General features: G+C 67.6%; 16 protein-coding genes, 1 pseudogene and 1 riboswitch. Of the genes and pseudogenes, 9 read left to right on the top strand and 8 right to left on the bottom strand.

The annotated features are described in order from the left end of the window. Nucleotides 1-2,599: DUF3418 domain-containing protein (locus P3W97_RS00455; RefSeq protein WP_300843015.1), on the top strand; the 2,599-nt coding region annotated here is incomplete at its 5' end. 15 nt (nucleotides 2,600-2,614) lie between these two features. Here P3W97_RS00455 and P3W97_RS00450 read toward each other — a convergent pair. The 4 genes and pseudogenes from P3W97_RS00450 to lptF form a co-directional block, all read right to left on the bottom strand. Beyond that, nucleotides 2,615-3,292: pseudogene (locus P3W97_RS00450) on the bottom strand (aminotransferase class I/II-fold pyridoxal phosphate-dependent enzyme); the annotation flags it as partial. A 52-nt stretch (nucleotides 3,293-3,344) separates the two neighbouring features. Next, nucleotides 3,345-4,286, bottom strand: coding sequence for a CysB family HTH-type transcriptional regulator (locus P3W97_RS00445; protein WP_300843014.1), 942 nt, complete (start codon nucleotides 4,284-4,286; stop codon nucleotides 3,345-3,347). 17 nt (nucleotides 4,287-4,303) lie between these two features. Next, nucleotides 4,304-5,413 carry an LPS export ABC transporter permease LptG gene (gene lptG / locus P3W97_RS00440; protein ID WP_300843013.1) on the bottom strand — a complete coding sequence of 370 codons (1,110 nt, stop codon included), beginning with the start codon at nucleotides 5,411-5,413 and terminating at the stop codon, nucleotides 4,304-4,306. Beyond that, entirely contained in the window at nucleotides 5,410-6,522 is a 1,113-nt protein-coding gene (lptF, locus tag P3W97_RS00435; RefSeq protein WP_300843012.1) for an LPS export ABC transporter permease LptF, read from the bottom strand. The genes lptG and lptF overlap by 4 nt, the downstream gene beginning before the upstream one ends. Before the next feature lie 30 nt (nucleotides 6,523-6,552). Between lptF and P3W97_RS00430 the strand changes: the two genes are divergently transcribed. The 4 genes from P3W97_RS00430 to P3W97_RS00415 all read left to right on the top strand — a co-directional run bounded on the left by P3W97_RS00430 (nucleotide 6,553) and on the right by P3W97_RS00415 (nucleotide 10,192). Further along, a complete protein-coding gene (locus tag P3W97_RS00430) occupies nucleotides 6,553-8,055 on the top strand; it encodes a leucyl aminopeptidase (RefSeq protein ID WP_300843011.1) in 1,503 nt (500 codons plus the stop codon). Nucleotides 8,056-8,063: 8 nt separating this feature from the next. After that, entirely contained in the window at nucleotides 8,064-8,543 is a 480-nt protein-coding gene (locus tag P3W97_RS00425; RefSeq protein WP_300843010.1) for a DNA polymerase III subunit chi, read from the top strand. Further along, nucleotides 8,540-8,890 carry a hypothetical protein gene (locus P3W97_RS00420; RefSeq protein ID WP_300843009.1) on the top strand — a complete coding sequence of 117 codons (351 nt, stop codon included), beginning with the start codon at nucleotides 8,540-8,542 and terminating at the stop codon, nucleotides 8,888-8,890. Before P3W97_RS00425 ends, P3W97_RS00420 begins: the two co-directional genes overlap by 4 nt. A 117-nt stretch (nucleotides 8,891-9,007) precedes the next feature. Next, nucleotides 9,008-10,192: a branched-chain amino acid ABC transporter substrate-binding protein gene (locus tag P3W97_RS00415; protein WP_300843008.1), complete on the top strand. Its 1,185-nt coding sequence runs from the start codon at nucleotides 9,008-9,010 to the stop codon at nucleotides 10,190-10,192. Between the two features lie 107 nt (nucleotides 10,193-10,299). Here P3W97_RS00415 and P3W97_RS00410 read toward each other — a convergent pair whose 3' ends face one another. Continuing rightward, nucleotides 10,300-10,635, bottom strand: coding sequence for an SWIB/MDM2 domain-containing protein (locus P3W97_RS00410; protein WP_300843007.1), 336 nt, complete (start codon nucleotides 10,633-10,635; stop codon nucleotides 10,300-10,302). A gap of 236 nt (nucleotides 10,636-10,871) precedes the next feature. On the opposite strand from P3W97_RS00410, the gene rraA reads away from it, so the two are divergent. Further along, nucleotides 10,872-11,375: a ribonuclease E activity regulator RraA gene (rraA, locus tag P3W97_RS00405; protein WP_300843006.1), complete on the top strand. Its 504-nt coding sequence runs from the start codon at nucleotides 10,872-10,874 to the stop codon at nucleotides 11,373-11,375. Here the strand turns inward: rraA and P3W97_RS00400 are convergent. The 3 genes from P3W97_RS00400 to P3W97_RS00390 all read right to left on the bottom strand — a co-directional run bounded on the left by P3W97_RS00400 (nucleotide 11,354) and on the right by P3W97_RS00390 (nucleotide 13,070). Further along, nucleotides 11,354-12,166, bottom strand: coding sequence for a sulfite exporter TauE/SafE family protein (locus P3W97_RS00400; RefSeq protein WP_300843005.1), 813 nt, complete (start codon nucleotides 12,164-12,166; stop codon nucleotides 11,354-11,356). The two genes, rraA and P3W97_RS00400, sit on opposite strands and share 22 nt — an antisense overlap. A 320-nt stretch (nucleotides 12,167-12,486) precedes the next feature. After that, nucleotides 12,487-12,864 carry a cell division protein ZapA gene (locus P3W97_RS00395; protein WP_300843004.1) on the bottom strand — a complete coding sequence of 126 codons (378 nt, stop codon included), beginning with the start codon at nucleotides 12,862-12,864 and terminating at the stop codon, nucleotides 12,487-12,489. Continuing rightward, nucleotides 12,861-13,070, bottom strand: a complete 210-nt coding sequence (locus P3W97_RS00390) for a DUF904 domain-containing protein (RefSeq protein ID WP_300843003.1) — start codon at nucleotides 13,068-13,070, stop codon at nucleotides 12,861-12,863. Before P3W97_RS00390 ends, P3W97_RS00395 begins: the two co-directional genes overlap by 4 nt. A 35-nt stretch (nucleotides 13,071-13,105) precedes the next feature. Next, a riboswitch (cobalamin riboswitch) is annotated at nucleotides 13,106-13,349 on the top strand. A gap of 77 nt (nucleotides 13,350-13,426) precedes the next feature. On the opposite strand from P3W97_RS00390, the gene P3W97_RS00385 reads away from it, so the two are divergent. The 3 genes from P3W97_RS00385 to P3W97_RS00375 all read left to right on the top strand — a co-directional run. After that, nucleotides 13,427-15,292, top strand: a complete 1,866-nt coding sequence (locus P3W97_RS00385) for a TonB-dependent receptor (RefSeq protein ID WP_300843002.1) — start codon at nucleotides 13,427-13,429, stop codon at nucleotides 15,290-15,292. Nucleotides 15,293-15,301: 9 nt separating this feature from the next. After that, entirely contained in the window at nucleotides 15,302-16,693 is a 1,392-nt protein-coding gene (locus tag P3W97_RS00380) for a cobyrinate a,c-diamide synthase (protein WP_300843001.1), read from the top strand. After that, nucleotides 16,690-17,475, top strand: a 786-nt coding sequence (locus tag P3W97_RS00375) for a cobalamin-binding protein (protein WP_300843000.1), incomplete at its 3' end; no start/stop codon positions are given. The genes P3W97_RS00380 and P3W97_RS00375, both read left to right, overlap by 4 nt.

Below are 17,475 nucleotides of genomic sequence, written 5' to 3'. Positions count from 1 at the left end.
GACCCCCTTGGGGCGCGAGCTGGCCCGGCTGCCGTTGGACCCGCGCGTGGGGCGCATGATTTTGGCGGCGCGCGACCGCGGGGCCTTGGCAGAGGTGCTGGTCATCGCCAGCGCGCTGAGCGTGCAGGACGTGCGCGAGCGGCCTTTGGAGGCGCAGGCCAAGGCCGACCAGGCGCACGCTGCCTTCGATGACGAGCGCAGCGAATTCGTGGGCATCCTCAAGCTCTGGGATTGGTTGGAGAAGGCGCGCGGCGGTGTGCACGCACCGGGCGAGGCCCCTACGCACCGCTTGTCCAATCGGCAGTACGAGGCGCTGCTGCGCGAGCGCTTCATCCACCTGCGCCGCTTGCGCGAATGGCGCGACATCCACCAGCAGTTGCACACCGTGGCCGCGGAGCACGGCTGGAAGCCCAACACCCAGCCCGCCAGCTATGAGCAGATTCACCTGAGCCTGCTGGCCGGGCTGCTGGGCAACGTGGGCTGCAAGCACGAGACGGAGGACGTCTATCTGGGCGCGCGTGGCATCCGGTTCGTGCCACACCCGGGGGTGCGTCTGAAAAAACGCCCCGGCCGCTGGGTCCTCTGCGCCGAGTTGGTGGAAACCACGCGCCTGTATGGCCGCGGCCTGGCCACGATCGAGCCGCAGTGGCTGGAGCAGGTGGGCTCGCATCTGATCAAGCGTCAGGTGGGCGATCCCCACTGGGAAAAGCGCAGTGCCGAGGTCGTCGCCCACGAGCGCGGCACCCTCTACGGGCTGACGGTGTACAGCCAGCGCCGTGTGTCGTATGACCGTATCGACCCCGTGGCCGCGCGCGAGATCTTCATCCGTGAGGCGCTGGTGGCCGGGCTGACCGAGGACACCTGGGACACCCGGCTGCCCTTTTGGTCGCACAACCGCCGCGTGCTGCGCGAGGTGCAGGCGCTGGAGCACAAGGCCCGGCGCCAGGATGTGCTGGTGGACGATGCGCTGATCTACGCTTTCTACGACAGCCAGATCCCGGCCGGTATCTGCACGGGCCGCGACCTGGAGCGCTGGTGGCGCGAGGCGTCGCGCAGCCAGCCGAGGCTGCTGATGCTCAGCCGCGACGAGCTGATGCGGCACGAAGCCGCCGGCATCACCACGCAGGCCTTTCCGCCCGTGGTGCGCTTGGGTGGGGTGGATTGTCGGGCGCACTACCTGCACGAACCAGGCGACCCGCGCGACGGCGTGACGGTGGATGTGCCCTTATTCGCGCTCAACCAAGTCGCGGCCGAACGGGCCGAGTGGCTGGTGCCGGGAATGCTGCGCGACAAGGTGCTGGCCTTGCTCAAGAGCCTGCCGCAAAAGCCGCGCGCGCGGCTGGTGCCGCTGCCCGAGACGGCACAGGGCCTGACCGAGGCGCTGCTCGCGCCCGCACGCTGGGCCCAGGGTAGCCTGCTCGATGCGGTGCTGGCCGCCGTGCGCGAGCGCACGGGACTGCCGGTGCAGCGCACCGACTTCAAGCTCGAGACGGTGCCCGCCCATTTGTTTTTGAATATCCGGGTCGTGGATGAGCATGGCCGCCAGCTCGCCATGGGGCGCAACCTGCCGGCCCTCAAGGCGCAGTGGGGTGGGCAGGCGCGGGGTGCCTTCCAGGCGCTCGCCGCGCTCAAACTCGGCGCTGCTGCCGTCTCCGAGTCCGCTGCGTCGTCGCCTGATCAGCCCATCGCTGCAGCGCGGCACACCGCCGCCGACCATCCGGCTTCGCCCACGCCGTCCGATCTGCCCGACGCCAGCACCCGCCACACCCGCTGGACCTTTGGCCCCTGGCCCGAGATGATGGAAATCCGCCAAGGTCGTCAGACCCTGGTCGGCTACCCAGCGCTGCAGGATGCGGGTGACGCCGTGACGCTGGCGGTGTACGACGAACCCGAACTGGCCGCGCGCCACCATCGCCTGGGGCTGCGTCGGCTGTTTGCGCTGCAATTGCGCGACACGCTCAAGGCCCTGGACAAAAACCTGCCGGATTTGCAGAAGATGGCCGTGCTGTACATGCCGCTGGGCACGCAGGACGAGCTGCGCTCCCAGATCGTGGAGCTGGCCATCGAGCGCGCTTTTCTGCAGGCGCCGTTGCCGCACGATGCCGAGTCATTCGAGCGCGGCTTGCAGGAGGGCCGTGGGCGGCTGGTGCTGATCGCCCACGAGGTCGCGCGGCTGGCCGCGCAGGTGCTGGCCGAGTGGGCCGCTGCGCAGCGCAAGTTGCGCGAGGGCAAGCCCCCGGCGGCCACGGCGGCCGACGAGCAGCAGCATCTGCAGCGGCTGGTGGGCAAGCGGTTTTTGCACGACACCCCGTGGGAGGCGCTGACCCATCTGCCGCGCTATCTGAAGGCGGTGCAGCTGCGGCTGGACAAATGCCGCGCCGACCCGGCACGCGATGCCGCGCGGCTGGCCGAGCTGCGCCCGCACGAGCAGCGCTTCTGGCGTCTGGTGGCTGAACGCAAGGGCCAGCTCGACGAGCGCCTGCAGGAGCTGCGCTGGATGCTCGAAGAACTGCGCGTGAGCCTGTTCGCGCAAGAGCTGCGCACCCCTTACCCGGTCAGCCTCAAGCGGCTGGACAAGGTCTGGGCTCAGATCGGCTGACGGGTGCGGCCGCCGTCACAGCCGAGCCAGTCGCGCCAGTGCCGCCTCCAGCGTCTCATCGCGCTGGGCAAAGCAAAAGCGCACCACCCGCTGATCGAATCCGTCGCCATAGAAAGCCGACAATGGGATCGCGGCCACACCCACCGCGCGCGTCAGCCAACCGCAGAACGCGGCCTCGGGCAGATCACGTTCGGGGACTGCCAGCGCGCTGTAATCCACGCACTGGAAGTAGGTGCCCTCACACGGCAGCAGGCGAAACCGGGTGCGTGCCAGCCCGGCGCGGAAGCGGTCGTGCTTGGCCTGGTAGAAGGCGCTCAGCCCCAGGTAAGGGGCTGGGTCGGTCAGATAAGCGGCCAGTCCGTGCTGCATCGGCGTGTTGACCGTAAAGACGTTGAATTGGTGCACCTTGCGGAACTCGGCCATGAGCGCCGCCGGGGCCAGCACATAGCCCACTTTCCAGCCGGTCACATGGTAGGTTTTGCCAAAGCTACTGACGATCAGCGCCCGCCGCGCCAACCCAGGGTGCGTGGCCAGACTTTGGTGCGTCAGGCCGTCATAGACCATGTGCTCGTAGACCTCGTCGCTGATCAGCCAGATATCTGTACCGGCCACCAGGTCGTACAGGTGCTGCAGGTCGTCCTTGCGCCAGACCGTCCCGCTCGGGTTGTGCGGGGTGTTGATCAGGATGGCGCGGGCGTGCGGTCGGGCAGGGTGGCGGTCGGGGTACGCATGGTTGGCACGGGCGTCATAGCTGGTAGTCGTGGCCGCCGCCCTCCATCGCGCGCACAATCAGGTCGCGCGAGAGGCGGTCGCTGAGAAATTCGGCAAAGCGCAGCACGAACTGGCGCAGGTACGCGCCGCGTTTGAACGCCACCCGCGCCACGTTTTGGCCAAACAGGTGTCCGGCTGGCCGTGCCACCAAGTCAGGTGTGCGCTCCTCGCCCTGGACAGCCATTTCGGCCACGATGCCCACGCCCATGCCCAGCTTGACATAGGTCTTGATGACGTCGGAGTCGATCGCTTCCAGCACGATCTGGGGCGCGAGGCCGCGTTGCGCGAAGGCCTGGTCGATGCGTGTGCGCCCGGTGAAAGTGGGGTGGTAGGTGATGAGCGGATGTGCAGCCAAATCCTCCAACCCGATGCGCTCGCGCTCCAACAGCGGGTGGCTGGGGGGCATCACCAGCATGTGTTGCCACTCGTAGCAGGGCAGGGTGACCAGGTCGTCGTGCGACAGCGACTCCGTCGCGATCCCGATATCGGCGCTGTCCTCCAGCACCCAGCGCGCCACCTGATCCGGCGAACCCTGATGTAGGCTGATGTTGACCTTGGGGAAGGCCTGTCGCAGCCGCGCCACCGGCGCGGGCAACACATAGCGTGCCTGGGTGTGCGTGGTGGCGATGGACAGCGTGCCGCTGTCCTGGGCTGCGTAATGCTCCCCGATGCGTTTGAGGTTTTGCACCTCGCGCAGGATGATTTCGATGCTGCGCACCACCTGCCGACCGGGCTCGGTCAGCCGCTTGATGCGTTTGCCGTGGCGCGCAAAGATGTCGATGCCGAGTTCGTCCTCCAGCTCCAGGATGGCCTTGGAGACCCCCGGCTGCGAGGTGTGCAGGGCCTTGGCCGCCTCGGTCAGGTTGAGGTTGCGGCGCACGGCCTCTTGCACGAAGCGAAACTGATGCAGGTTCACACACGACCTCCGACACGTCAGCGGCGCAGCACCAGCCAGCCAAAGGCCGCCAGCGACAGCACAGAGTACAGGGCCGACGGTGCGGCAGCGGCTAGCCAGGGTTGCCAGCCGTGCAGATTGCCCATGTGGCTGAACACGCTGTTGATCAGGAAAAAGCTGATGCCGATCATGATGCCCGCGAACACATAAGCCGACAGCCCCTGATTGCGAAAATGCAGATAGGCGAATGGCAGCGCCAGCACCACCATGACCACGCAGCTGAGCGGATAGAAGAGCTTGCGCCAGAATTCGATCTCGTAGCGCTGGGCGGTCTGTTCGTTGGCCTCCAGGTGGCGCACATAGTTGAACAGGTCCAGTGTGCGCATGCGCTGAGGCTTGAGCAGGGCCACGTTGAGCATGTCTGCGCTCAGCGAGGAGGGCCAGTCGAGCGTGGCCAGCGCTTCTCGGCGGGCGTGCTGCACGTCGTCGAACCGCTGACGCTGGACTTCCCGCAAGCGCCAGACACCCGCTTGCGCATCGATGGTGCCGGCCGCAGCATGCACCGTCTCCCGCAAGCGGCCTTGGGCATCGAAAACGAACAGCCGAATCCCGCGCAACTCACCCTCCGGCGACAGGGTGCGCACATTCACCGAGGTCTGCGTCTCCTGCGTGCGCTCACGCAGCCAGACGCCGGTTTGCCCGATGCTGATGCCCCCGCGAAACTGCGCCTTGAGCCGTTGGCCTTCCCGCTCGGCCGGGGGGGCCAGATAGTCGCCCACCACAAAGGTCAGTGCCGCAAAGCCGACACCCAATGCCGCCACCAGCCGCAGGGCCCGCCCTGGCCCCAGGCCGCTGGTGCGCAAAATGGTGAACTCCGACCCCTGGGCCAGCCGGGCCATCGCATACACCGTGCCAATCAGCACCGCGATCGGCATCAGCTCATACAGGCGGCTGGGCAGCAGCAGACCGACGTAGAGCAGGGCGTCGGCCATGCCATACGGGTCTGCAGGGCGCGCCAGTGACGGGCGGCCCAAGGACGACAGCTCGTCGATCAGATCGAAGAACGAAAACAGCGCCAGGAAGGCCAGCAGCACAAACGCCACGGCCGTGAGCACCTCGCCGTAAATCAAGCGCCGCACGGTTTTCATACGCACGCCTGCGTGCGGCGGCGCAGCCGCAAGGTCCAAGGGTGTTCGCGGTGCGCCATCCACAGCAGGGCCCCCAGGGCGGCGCCGCCGTGCAGCGCTAGCATGAAGGACAGCGCGCCGACGCGCTCGCGGGCGATCCAGTCGTTGCCCAGGTTGAGCAGGTTGTAGTACGTGATAAAAGCCAGCAGCATGAACAGCAGATTGCCACTCTTGCCCGCGCGCGGGTTGCTGGCTGCAGCGGCGATGGCCAGCAGGGCCAGGTTGATGGCGCTGATCACCATGCCAGCTCGCCATGCCAGCTCGGCGCGGCTGGCGGGTGATCCGTCCCGCAGCAGCACCAAGGTCGGCAGCGCGCCGCGCCGACTGGTGTAGGTCGCTGTAGCGCTGTCACCGTGCACCCGCTGCCAATGTTGCTCGAATTCGCTGAGCTGCAGCGTCTCTTGGCTCTCTAGGTTGCTCGGAGCAGCACGCCAGAGGCGCTGGCCGTTTTCCAGCACCAGATAGGTCACCCCGTCTTGCATGACCACCCGGCCCGTGCGGGCCGAGACGATGCTTTCGCTGCCATCGCGCTCGACACTGACGATGAATACATTGCGGCCCGCGCGGCCATTTTGCGTGTCGCGATCGATGAAAAACACCCGCCGCCCGCCGCTGGACTCCTGAAACTGACCGGGCGCGATGCGCTCGAGGTCGCTGCGCTGCTCGTAGCGTGCGCGCATCTCGTCGCGCTGCTGTTGCGACCATGGGGCGGCAAAGGCCATCAGGGCGGCGATCGCCACCCAGATGGGCCAGGCAAACCGCACCACGGGGCGGACGAAGCGACCCAGCCCCAGCCCGCTCATGTGCCAGATCACCATCTCGCTGTCGCGGTACATGCGCGACAGCGTGCTTGCCACTGCGATGATCAGCGCCACCGTCAACACGACACCAAGCTGCCCAAGCATGCCGTAGGTCATAAACAGCACGAGCGCCTGCGGGTCCACCTCGCCGCGGCTGGCCTGGCCGAGCGATCGCACCAGCATCATGGTGATGACGACAGTCAGTATCACGACCAGCGCGGCACCGAAGCTGCGCGCCAGTTCACGGCGAATCGAGGATTCGAATAACATCGACGGTGAATCAAAACGACAACCTGCATTATGGACTTCCAACTCAAGACGCTAACGACGCACGAAGCCGCATCCACCGAGGCCGACGCGCTTATCCTGCTGTGGCCCGATGCCCGCGACGGCGAAGATGTCGCCCAGGCCGACCCGCTCACGCTCTGGGCGCGCCAGGCGCTGGCCGACGGCGATTGGAAGGCCGAAGCCGGTCAGTGGCTGGCCGCCCACCGCTTGCCTGGCGTGCAGCCACGGCGCGCCGTGCTGGTGCGTTGCGGCGACGGCAGTGCGCGCCGGGTGCGGCAGGCCGTCGAGGCGGCGTTCGGTGCCCTTAAAGGCGGCGCGCCCGTGCGCCGTCTGGTCCTGCAACTGGGGGCGCTGTCGCCGTTGGCCGTGCGGGCTGCCGTCTTGGCCGTGGCCGACGCAAGCTACCGCTACACGGCCACGCTGTCCCAGCCGCAGCCGCGCGCCCTGGCCACCGTCATCGTGGGGGTGGCGGACCGCGAGGGGGTGCAATCGACCTTCGGCGAGGCCGTGGCCACCGTGCGCGGGCAGGAGCTGGCCAAGGAATGGGCCAACCGCCCTGCCAACCATGCCACGCCGTCGGACCTGGCGCAGGCGGCTCAGGCGCTGCAGGGCAGGGACATCGCGGTGGAGGTGCTCGGTCCCAAAGAGGTGGCCAAGCTCGGTATGGGCGCCTTTTTGGCGGTCGCGCAGGGGTCGGAACAGCCATTGCGCTTCATCGTCCTGCACTACCGCGGCGCGGCCAAGTCGGTTGCGCCGGTGGTGCTGGTTGGCAAAGGGATCACGTTCGATACGGGGGGCATCTCGCTCAAACCCGCAGCGGACATGGACGAGATGAAATTCGACATGGGGGGGGCCGCCAGCGTGCTGGGCACATTCCAAGCGCTGGCCCAACTGCGCCCGTCCCTCAACGTCGTGGGCCTGATCCCGGCGTGCGAAAACATGCCGAGTGGGCGGGCGACCAAGCCGGGTGATGTCGTGCGCAGTCTCAGCGGGCAGACCATCGAGATCTTGAACACCGATGCCGAAGGGCGCTTGATTCTGTGCGATGCCCTGACCTATGCGCAGCGTTTCCAGCCGCGTGCGGTGATCGACATCGCCACGCTTACCGGGGCCTGTGTGATCGCGCTGGGCCAGGTGCGCTCGGGGCTGTTTGCCAACGACGACGATCTGGCGTGCGCCTTGCTCGAGGCGGGCGAAGCGGCGGCCGATCCCTGCTGGCGCATGCCGCTCGACGAGGAATACGGCGAGGCCCTCAAATCGACATTTGCGGATGTGGCCAACGTCGGCGGGCGCGCAGCGGGTTCGGTCACCGCAGCCAAGTTTCTGCAGCGCTTCGTCAAGGATGTGCCCTGGGCCCATCTGGACATTGCAGGCACCGCCTGGAAAAGCGGCAAGGACAAGGGAGCCACAGGGCGGCCCGTGCCGCTGCTGGTACGCTATCTGCTCGATGAGGCCGCTCGGCTCGAGGTCCGTCCTGCGCGCCCGTCCAAGCGTGGCCGGCGCGCAGCCCACTGAGGGCTTCGATGGACGTGGCCTTTCACCTGAATGTGCCGGTGCCCTGGTCGGCCCGTAGCGTCTACCTCTGCCGCTTGCTCGCCAAGGCCTATGCGGTCAGGGCGCGGGTGTGGGTGGTGGTCGCCCCAGACGAGGTGGCCCGGCTCGACGAGGCGCTGTGGACACTGCTGGCCGATGATTTCGTCCCCCACGTCTGCGCAGGTGCGCCCGAGCTGCTGTGCCAGCGCTCCCCCATCGTGATCGCTGGGCCTGCCGATCCTTTGGCGGGCGAGCGCAGCGTGCTCATCAATGCCCAAGCGGAATGGCCCGATGTGCTCGGGCCGGACGCAGAGCGTTTTACCCGGGTGGTGGAGGTGGTCACATCCGACGAGGCCGACAAGGCCGCGGCGCGGCAGCGCTGGCGCCGCTACCAAGCGATGGGCCTGAGCCCGGTTGCGCACGATCGGGCGCGCCGGTCTGCGTCGGCCTCCGAAGGGGCTGACGCGTGACCGCGCCGGGCCGCCAGCCGCCACCGGTCGTTCCCACGCTGACCGAGGTGGTGGCGGGGTTATCGGCTGCGCCTGCTGCAGCGGTGGACCGGCAGGGCCCCGAGGCGATGGCGCGCAAAGCATCGGAGCCAGAACCGACAATCGGGGCGCTGGTGGATACAGTGACCGACCAGGTGATGGCACGTTTATTGCCGGAGCTGCAGTGGCGCATTGCGGATGCGCTGCAGGACTGGATGCTGGCGCAGTCGAGTGCCGGTGCTGTCCAGATTGCTGCCGTGTTGCGCGACCATATTGCCGACCATGTCCGACAAGCGTTGGGCGAGGCATTGGGGTCAACCCGTTATTGACCCTCCACAGTGCTCTCGCCAGAAGAAGAGCTGACGTTTTTCGTGTATCGTAAAGGTCTGCGCAAAGGATTCCGTGTTGCGCAAACCGTTCAACCATTTCGTTTGACAAGGGTCATCATGCAAATCCAATACAACAAACTGGCCATCGTCGCTGCGGCCGCCATCGCACTGGCCGCTTGCGGCAAGAAGGAAGAAGACAAGCCCGCTGCGGCGCAAGGCCCGGCTGTCGAGCAGCTGGTCGTCAAGATCGGTCACGTCGGCCCCACCAGCGGCCCGATTGCGCACCTCGGCAAAGACAACGAAAACGGCGCCCGCATGGCCATCGACGAGCTCAATGCCGCCGGCATCCAGATCGAAGGCAAGCCGGTCAAGTTCGAGCTGCTGGCCGAAGACGATGCGGCCGATCCGAAGCAGGGCACGGCCGCCGCGCAGAAGCTGGTCGATGCCAAGGTCAACGGCGTCATCGGTCACCTGAACTCGGGCACCACCATTCCAGCGTCGCAGATCTACAACGCGGCGGGCATTCCGCAGATCTCCCCGTCCGCCACCAACCCCAAGTACACCCGTCAAGGCTTCAACAACGTCTTCCGCGTGGTGGCTGACGACACGCACCTGGGCGGCACGCTGGGCAAGTACGCAGTCGAGAAGCTGGGTGCCAAGAAGGTCGCCGTCATCGACGACCGCACCGCTTACGGGCAAGGTGTGGCCGATGAGTTCGAAAAAGGCGTCAAGGCCTCCGGTGGCGAAGTGGTGGATCGTGAGTTCACCAACGACAAAGCCACCGACTTCAACGCCATCCTGACCAAGATCAAGGCCAAAAAACCGGACGTGGTGTTCTTTGGCGGCATGGACGCGGTGGCCGGCCCGATGCTCAAGCAGATGAAGCAACTGGGCATCGAGGCCAAGTTCATGGGCGGCGATGGCATCTGCACCAGCGAGCTGCCCAAGCTGGCGGGCGATGGCATGGCCGACGAGCAGGTCTATTGCGCCGAGGCCGGTGGTGTCGAAGGCGAACAGAAGGCGGACATGGAGAAGTTCCGTGCCGACTTCAAGGCCAAGTTTGGTGCCGACGTGCAGGTGTATGCCCCGTATGTGTACGACGCCGTCCATGTGATGGTCAAGGCCATGCAAAATGCCAACTCGGCCGATCCGGCCAAGTACCTGCCGGCGCTCCAGTCGATCAGCCACAAGGGCGTGACGGGCCAAATCGAGTTCGACGAGAAGGGCGACATCAAAAACGGTGCCCTGACCCTGTACACCTACAAAGGTGGCCAGCGCTCGGAGATCGCCGTCGTGCGCTGAACACGGTTCGTTTCACGCAAAAAACCCCCGCTTGGCGGGGGTTTTTGTTGGCTGGGCCTGGCTGGACTGTCGCTGCGCGCGGTCAGCCGCAGGCAAACGATTTCAGCTCAGGACAGGTGGGCGCTGATGATCTTGGTCATCTCGAACATCGACACCTGGGGCTTCTTGAGCACGGCCTTGAGTTTGGCGTCCGCATTGATCATGCGCTTGTTGGTGGCGTCTTGCAACTTGTGCTTTTTGATGTACTCCCACACCTTCTTAGTCACCTCGGTGCGCGGCAGCGGCTTGGCGCCGACGATGGCCGCCAAGTCGGCACTCGGCGTCATTGGCTTCATGAACGCCGCGTTGGGCGTGCGCTTGGGCGCGGTGGCCTTGGCAGCCGGTTGGGCGGTCTTAGCCGCGGGGGCGGACTTGGCGGTGGCAGCTTTTTTTGCAGTGGCCATGGAGGGTTCCTTCGGTTGGTTGCAAGCTAGCCACGGAGCGCACGGGGCGCTCACATGGATGGGTTGCATCGTATACGCAAAGCCCTGGTTTTTCTAGGGCGCAGCGGGGCATTTTGGCGTCAGAGCGGGGTTTTCCCGCGTTGGCGTGGGGGTGGCCGTTGCGCTGCGCCGACGCCGGCGGGCCGGGGCCATGGCCTATGATGCGGACTGGATCGACTCTCGCATTGCTTTGGCCCATGACGACCGCGTTTTCCACCTGTGATCTGTGCGATGCCCACAAGGGTGACACGAGCGGCGCATTCCGCGTACTGCCTGCGGTGTTTCGGGCGTTTGGCGGGCGCGACCACTTCGGTGGCCCGGTGAGCACCGTCAAATGCCATGAGGACAACAGCCTGGTGAAAGCCGCGCTGGACGAGCCTGGACAGGGGCGGGTGCTGGTCGTGGACGGAGGGGCCTCGCTGCGGCGCGCGCTGGTGGGGGGCAATCTGGCCGCAGCGGCCGCGCGCAACGGCTGGGCCGGCGTGGTGGTGGATGGGTGTGTGCGAGATGTGGCCGAGCTGGCGCAGACCCCTGTCGGCATCCGGGCTCTGTCAGCCGTGCCGATGCCCACCGAGAAACGGGGGCAGGGCCAGCGCGACGTCGCCGTTCAGATTCAGGGGGTCTGGGTGCGTCCGGGCGACTGGCTGTACGCCGATGCGGACGGCATCGTCGTTACGGCTCAGCCGCTCCACGCCTCGTAAGCCATAGCGGCCGCCAGGCCGTACAGAATCAGGGCAAAAACTCGTTTGAGAGTGGAGACCGGCAGGGCGTGCGCCACGCGCACCCCCACCGGGGCCATCAGCACACTGGCACTGGCGATGACAGCCAGCGCGGGTAAAAAGATGAAGCCCAGCGACCCCGCGGGCCGTCCCGCCACCTGGGCGCCCGACCAGATGTAGCCCACGGTGTTGGCCAGCGCAATGGGAAAGCCGAGTGCCGCGCTGGTGGCCACTGCCTGGTGCATCGCCACGTTGCACCAGGTCATGAACGGGACGCTGATGAAGCCTCCGCCTGCCCCGACCAGGCCAGACAGAAACCCGATGACCCCTCCGGCGACAAACTGCCCGCCTGGGCCGGGCATGCTGCGATGCGTGGCAGGCTTGCGGGCGCGCAGCATTTGCGTGGCCGAGAAGGCGACAAAGCCCGCGAACAGCAGGGCCAGCCATTGCCCCTGCACGACGCGAAAGACCCCTGCGCCGGCCAGCGCAGCCCCGAGCACGATGCCCGGCGCCAACCGCGCCACCAGATCCCAGCGCACAGCGCCCCGCCGATGGTGCGCACGCACGCTGGAGATGGAGGTGAAGACAATGGTGGCCATCGAGGTAGCGATGGCCATCTTGACCGCCAGATCGGTCGAGAGGCCGCGATGGCTCAGAATGAAGGTGATGAAAGGCACCAGGATCATGCCGCCGCCGATGCCCAGCAGCCCTGCAAAAAATCCAGTCGCCAGGCCCAGGGCGGCCAATTCGGCGATCAGCAAAGGATCGAGCATGCAAACAGCGTGGCAATATCCGCGCATTTGGCGGCAAGGCCTGCGCTGGGAGTGGGGGTGTCTGCCAGGCTGCTGGGCCGGCATCCTGAACGCGGGGGTTCAGGTGGGCGAGGGCAGCGCAGCTTCGGGTTCGTCTGACGCGAGACGATCACACCCACTGCACGATGTACCAAGCCCGGGCTCATAGAGCATTGGTTCAAGGAATGTAAGGCCCAACGGCTGGCAGACGCCTTAATTGTATGCCCGTTTGTACGTCTGTTGCGCGCCGGTGTGCCGCATGAGCCCGCTACGGATTGCGCCGCCCGCAGACATCGCGGCCATCAGAGCAGCCGGTCGTCTGCCGCCAGGGCGCTGTCGATACGCGCCACCAGTCGGCTCAGGGCCTCGTGGGCTTCGGCCGGCAGGGCCGAGGCGGCGTCGGCTGCGGGCGCATCGTCCGAGTCTGCTGTCCCGATGGGGGAATTGCGAAAGGCCAGCGACGGATCCTGGCGCGAGGCGTCGAAGGCGATATTGAGCGCGGCGAGTACGGCGATGCGGTCGCGCGCCTTGACCTTGCCCGCGTCGCGGATGCGGCACATGGCGGCATCGACCTTGGCCACTGCCTCGCGCAGCGCCTGCTCGCCGTCCGAAGGGCAGGCCAGCACGTAGGTCTGGCTCATGATTTGAACCTCGACCTGTTTGATGCTCGGCTTGCTCATGGGTTGTCCTCCTCGGCAGCGATACGGGCGATCACGGCGTCCAAGCGCTGCCGCGCGGCCGCACATTGCGCCCGCAGCCGATCGCGCTCCTGCGCCAGGCGCTGGACTTCCTGCTGCAGCAGGCCCTGGGTGCGCAGCAACTCCTGATGCCGCAGCAGCAGTCGCTCGAGTCGCTGGGCGAGCTCTTCAATGATCGCAGGCGTCATGGCCCCCGGATTGTAGGGGCCGCGCAAGGGTTCGACATACAATCGGGTGTGTTGGTGCTCGCGCTGCAGCTCGTGCGGCGCAGTTAAACGGGAAGCTTGGGGGGATGCCGGTCGCTCAGCCGGGTCCTAACCAGCGCTGCCCCCGCAACGGTAAGTGGACGGGTGTGTTGCCCACACACCCCGCTTTCGCCCGTCGGTCACTGGATGTTTGGCATCTGGGAAGGCCCGCGAAGGTCGTTTCCACCAGCCCGGATACCGGCCAACGCGGTGATCGGCTCGACGCGGTCGGGCCGGTCGTGACGTCCATGCACCGTCGGGGAAGGCGGTGAGGACACGCTCGTCTGGTTTGTATTCTCATGAGAAAGCCCCTCGTGCGCGCTGCCATGGCTGCGCTCGCGCCTGTCCTGCCGGCAGGTGCTGTGTTGTGTGTTCCCCTGGCCCATGCGGCCGATGACCCCCCGGCCGGGCTCGGGTCGTCCCTGGGGGAGGTGGTCGTCATCGCCACGCGCTCCGAGCAACCCATCACCGACGTGATCGCCGATGTGACGATCATCGACCGCGAGGCGATCGATCGCAGCGGTGCCGCTGCCGTTGCCGATGTGTTGGCGCGGGTGCCCGGTGTCACCATCAGCCGCAACGGTGGGCCAGGCACGACCACCAGTGTGTATTTGCGCGGTGCCGAGAGCCGGTTCACGGCGGTGTTCATCGACGGGGTGCGCATCGACTCGCAATCTACGGGTGGGGCGACCTGGAATGCGATCCCGCTGTCGCAGGTAGAGCGCATCGAGGTTCTGCGCGGCCCGGCTGCGGCCATCTATGGTTCGGACGCGCTGGCCGGGGTGGTGCAGATTTTTACGCGGCAGGGCGAGGTCGGGTTCTTCCCCTCGGTGCGGGTGGGGCTGGGCAGCCAGGACACGCGCACGCTCGGGGTGTCGCTGCGCGGCGGCGCCGAGGGGGTGGACTACGCCTTGGGCGTGGGGACCGAGCGCAGCGACGGCTTCAATGCCCGCCTACAGGGCAACCCGGACCGCGACGGCTACCGCAACGAGAACCTCTCTGGCCGCATTGGCTGGCAGGTGGCGGCTGGCCAGAAGCTGGACGTGACGCTGCTGGACAGCAGGCAGCGCGCCGGTTACGACGGATTTACGCCCGGGCTGGACGACCAGAGCCTGCACCGCCTGCGCACGGCCGGGCTGCACTGGACGGCGCAATGGAGCGATGTCTGGACCACCCGCGCCAGCCTGACCCGCGGTACCGACCGCTATGAGACCAAGCCATCGCCGTACCTGACCGAGACGCGTGTGACCACCGCGCTGCTGCGCAACGAAGTACGGCTGGGCCATGGCCTGATGACGGTGGACCTGGAGCGGCGCGAGGATGCGCTGCAAAACCGCAGCACCACGCCGGTGCGCACCGAGCGGCACCAGAATGCACTGGCCGTGGGCTATGGCTGGCGCTCGGGACCACACAAGCTGCAGGTCAATGCGCGCCACGACGAGGACAGCGAGTTCGGCGGTCAGTCCACCGGGCTGCTGGCCTATGGCTATGACGTCAGCCGCACGCTGCGCCTGACGGCCTCGGCAGGCACGGCGTTTCGGGTGCCAACGCTGTTCCAGCGCTTCAGCATTTACGGTAAGCCGGATCTCAAGGCCGAAAAGGGTCGTAATCTGGAGGCTGGCCTACATTGGCAGTCGGGGCCGGATCGGCTGTCCATGGTCGCCTACCGCAACCGCGTGCGCGATCTGATCGGCTATGTCGGCGGTCCGGGGCCGTGCGTCAACGGCACGGGCCCTTATCCGGGGTGCTACGATAATGTCGGCCGTGCTCGCCTGACGGGGGTGTCGGTCAGCGGTGCCACCCGGATCGGGGCGGTCAACCTGGGCGGCTCGTGGGATCTGATGCGACCCAAGAATGCGTTGACAGACAAGTGGCTGCCGCGCCGCGCGCGCTCACAGGCGACGCTGACGGCCGACACCCAGCTGGCCGGCTGGCGTCTGGGGGGCGAAGTGCAGCATACTGGCGAGCGCTTCGACAATGCAGCCAACACGGTGCGGTTGGCCCCATACACGCTGCTGCATTTGACGGCCGAGCGCCCGCTGGGGCGTGACTGGCGTTTGCTCGCGCGGCTGGACAACGCCACCGACCGCGCCTATCAGACGGCGGCGGGCTATGCGATGCCTGGGCGCTCGATATTCATCGGTCTGAACTGGTCCCCGCGCTGAGACCGGGCGATGACCGTTGAGGCCGTCGCCGCAAATGCCGCTGCCATGGACTGCCCCGCGCTGCTGATCGCCGCCCCAGCCTCTGGCCAGGGCAAGACCAGCGTCACCGCGGCGCTGGCGCGCTGGCACGCGCGGCAGGGGCGGCGCGTGCGGGTGTTCAAGTGCGGGCCGGATTTTCTTGACCCGCAATGGCTCGAGCGAGCCAGCGGCCACCCGGTGGACAACCTCGACCTCTGGATGAACGGCGAGGCCGACGTGCGCGCGCGGCTGGCGCGCGCGGCGCAGCAGGCCGACCTGATCCTGATCGAGGGGGTGATGGGCCTCTATGACGGCGAGCCCAGCGCCGCCGAACTGGCGCAGCGACTGGGCATCCCGGTGCTGGCGGTGGTGGACGCCGGAGCGATGGCGGGCACCTTCGGCGCTCTGGTGCACGGGCTGCGCCACTACCGGCCGGGGCTGCCGTGGGCGGGGGTGCTGGCCAACCGCGTCGCCGGCACGGGGCACGCGCAGATGCTGCAAGCGGCGCTGCGCGACGGCGACGGCCCCTGGTGGGGAGCGCTGCCGCGTGACGAAGGTTTTGCCCTGCCGCAGCGCCACCTCGGCCTGACGCAGACTGGTGAGCTGCCCGATGCGCTGGTGCGGCTGGATCGCTTGGCCGATGCGCTGGAGGGCACGTCGCTGGGCCAGCTCGATGGGTCCGAATGGCAGCGCTGGGCGGTGGCGCTGGAGGTGCCGGCCGAACTGCCCGTGGTGGAGCCGTGGCTGGCCGGGCGCCGCGTCGCGGTGGCGCGCGATGCGGCGTTCAGCTTCATCTACCCCGCCAACGTGGAGACGCTGCAGGCGCTGGGGGCGGAGGTGGTGTTCTTTTCGCCGCTGGCGGACGAGCCGCTGCCCGACGCCGATGCGCTGTGGCTGCCGGGTGGCTACCCCGAGCTGCACGCCGACACGCTGGCTGCCGCGGGCCGCACGCGCGCCAGCGTGCAGCGCCACGTGCAGGCGGGCCGCCCGGTGTGGGCGGAGTGCGGCGGCATGCTGGCGCTGCTGGAGGGCCTGACCCTGGCCGACGGGCGGCGCGTGCCGATGTGGGGCCTGCTGCCCGGCCAGGCTGTCATGCGCCCGCGGCTGGTGGCGCTCGGGCCGCATGCCTGGGCCACCCCGTGGGGCGAGCTGCGCGGGCACACCTTTCACTATTCCGAGGCGCAGATTGCACTGGCACCGGTGGCGCACACCACCCCGGCGCGCGCGCATGGGCGGCCCGAGGCCATCTGGCGTCACGGGCCCATCCTGGCCAGTTACTTCCACGCCTGGTTTGCCTCGGCTCCGCAGGCGGCGGCGCGGCTGTTTCGGCCTTCACCGCAGGAGGGTCAGACCTGGGTGACGCTGCAGGAGGTTTCTGCATGACCCGGCCCGACTTTGGCCCGCAGCGCATCGTCTGCCTGACGGAGGAGACCACCGAGTGGCTCTACCTGCTCGGGCAGCAGCACCGCATCGTCGGCATCAGCGGCTACACGGTGCGCCCGCCGCAGGCGCGGCAGGAAAAGCCGCGCGTCAGCGCCTTCCTGAACGCCAAGATCGACAAGATCCTGGCGCTGCGGCCGGATCACGTGTTCGGCTTTTCCGACCTGCAGGCCGACCTCGCCGCGGCGCTGATCCGCGCAGGTGTGGCCGTGACGGTGTTCAACCAGCGCAGCGTCGAGGAGATCTTTGCGATGCTGTGGCAGGTGGGGGCGCTGGTCGGCTGCGCGCAGCAGGGTGAGCGGCTCTTGGAGGCGATGCGGGCGCAGCACGCCGCGATGCGCGCCGCGGTGCGGGAGCGCTTGCGACAAGGCGCGCGGCGCCCGCGCGTGTATTTCGAGGAGTGGGACGACCCGCCGATCACCGCGATCCGCTGGGTGTCGGAGCTGATCGAGCTGGCCGGCGGGCAGGACATCTTTGCCGAGCGCGCACGCCAGCCGCTCGGCAAGGACCGGGTGCTGCCCGATCCGCAGGAGGTGGTGCGCAGCGCCCCGGACCTCATCATCGGCTCATGGTGCGGCAAAAAGTTTCGGCCCGAGCGGGTGGCCGCTCGTCCCGGCTGGCAGGACGTGCCGGCGGTGCGCGACGGCCAGCTGCACGAGATCAAGAGCGCCGACATCCTGCAGCCTGGCCCGGCGGCGCTGACCGACGGGGCGGCGCAGCTGCAC

The sequence above is a fragment of the Tepidimonas sp. genome (genome assembly GCF_029335975.1).
Lineage (GTDB): Bacteria > Pseudomonadota > Gammaproteobacteria > Burkholderiales > Burkholderiaceae_C > Tepidimonas.
The sequence above is the reverse complement of the archived record's forward strand: the minus strand, read 5'-3'. Positions and strand labels throughout refer to the sequence as shown.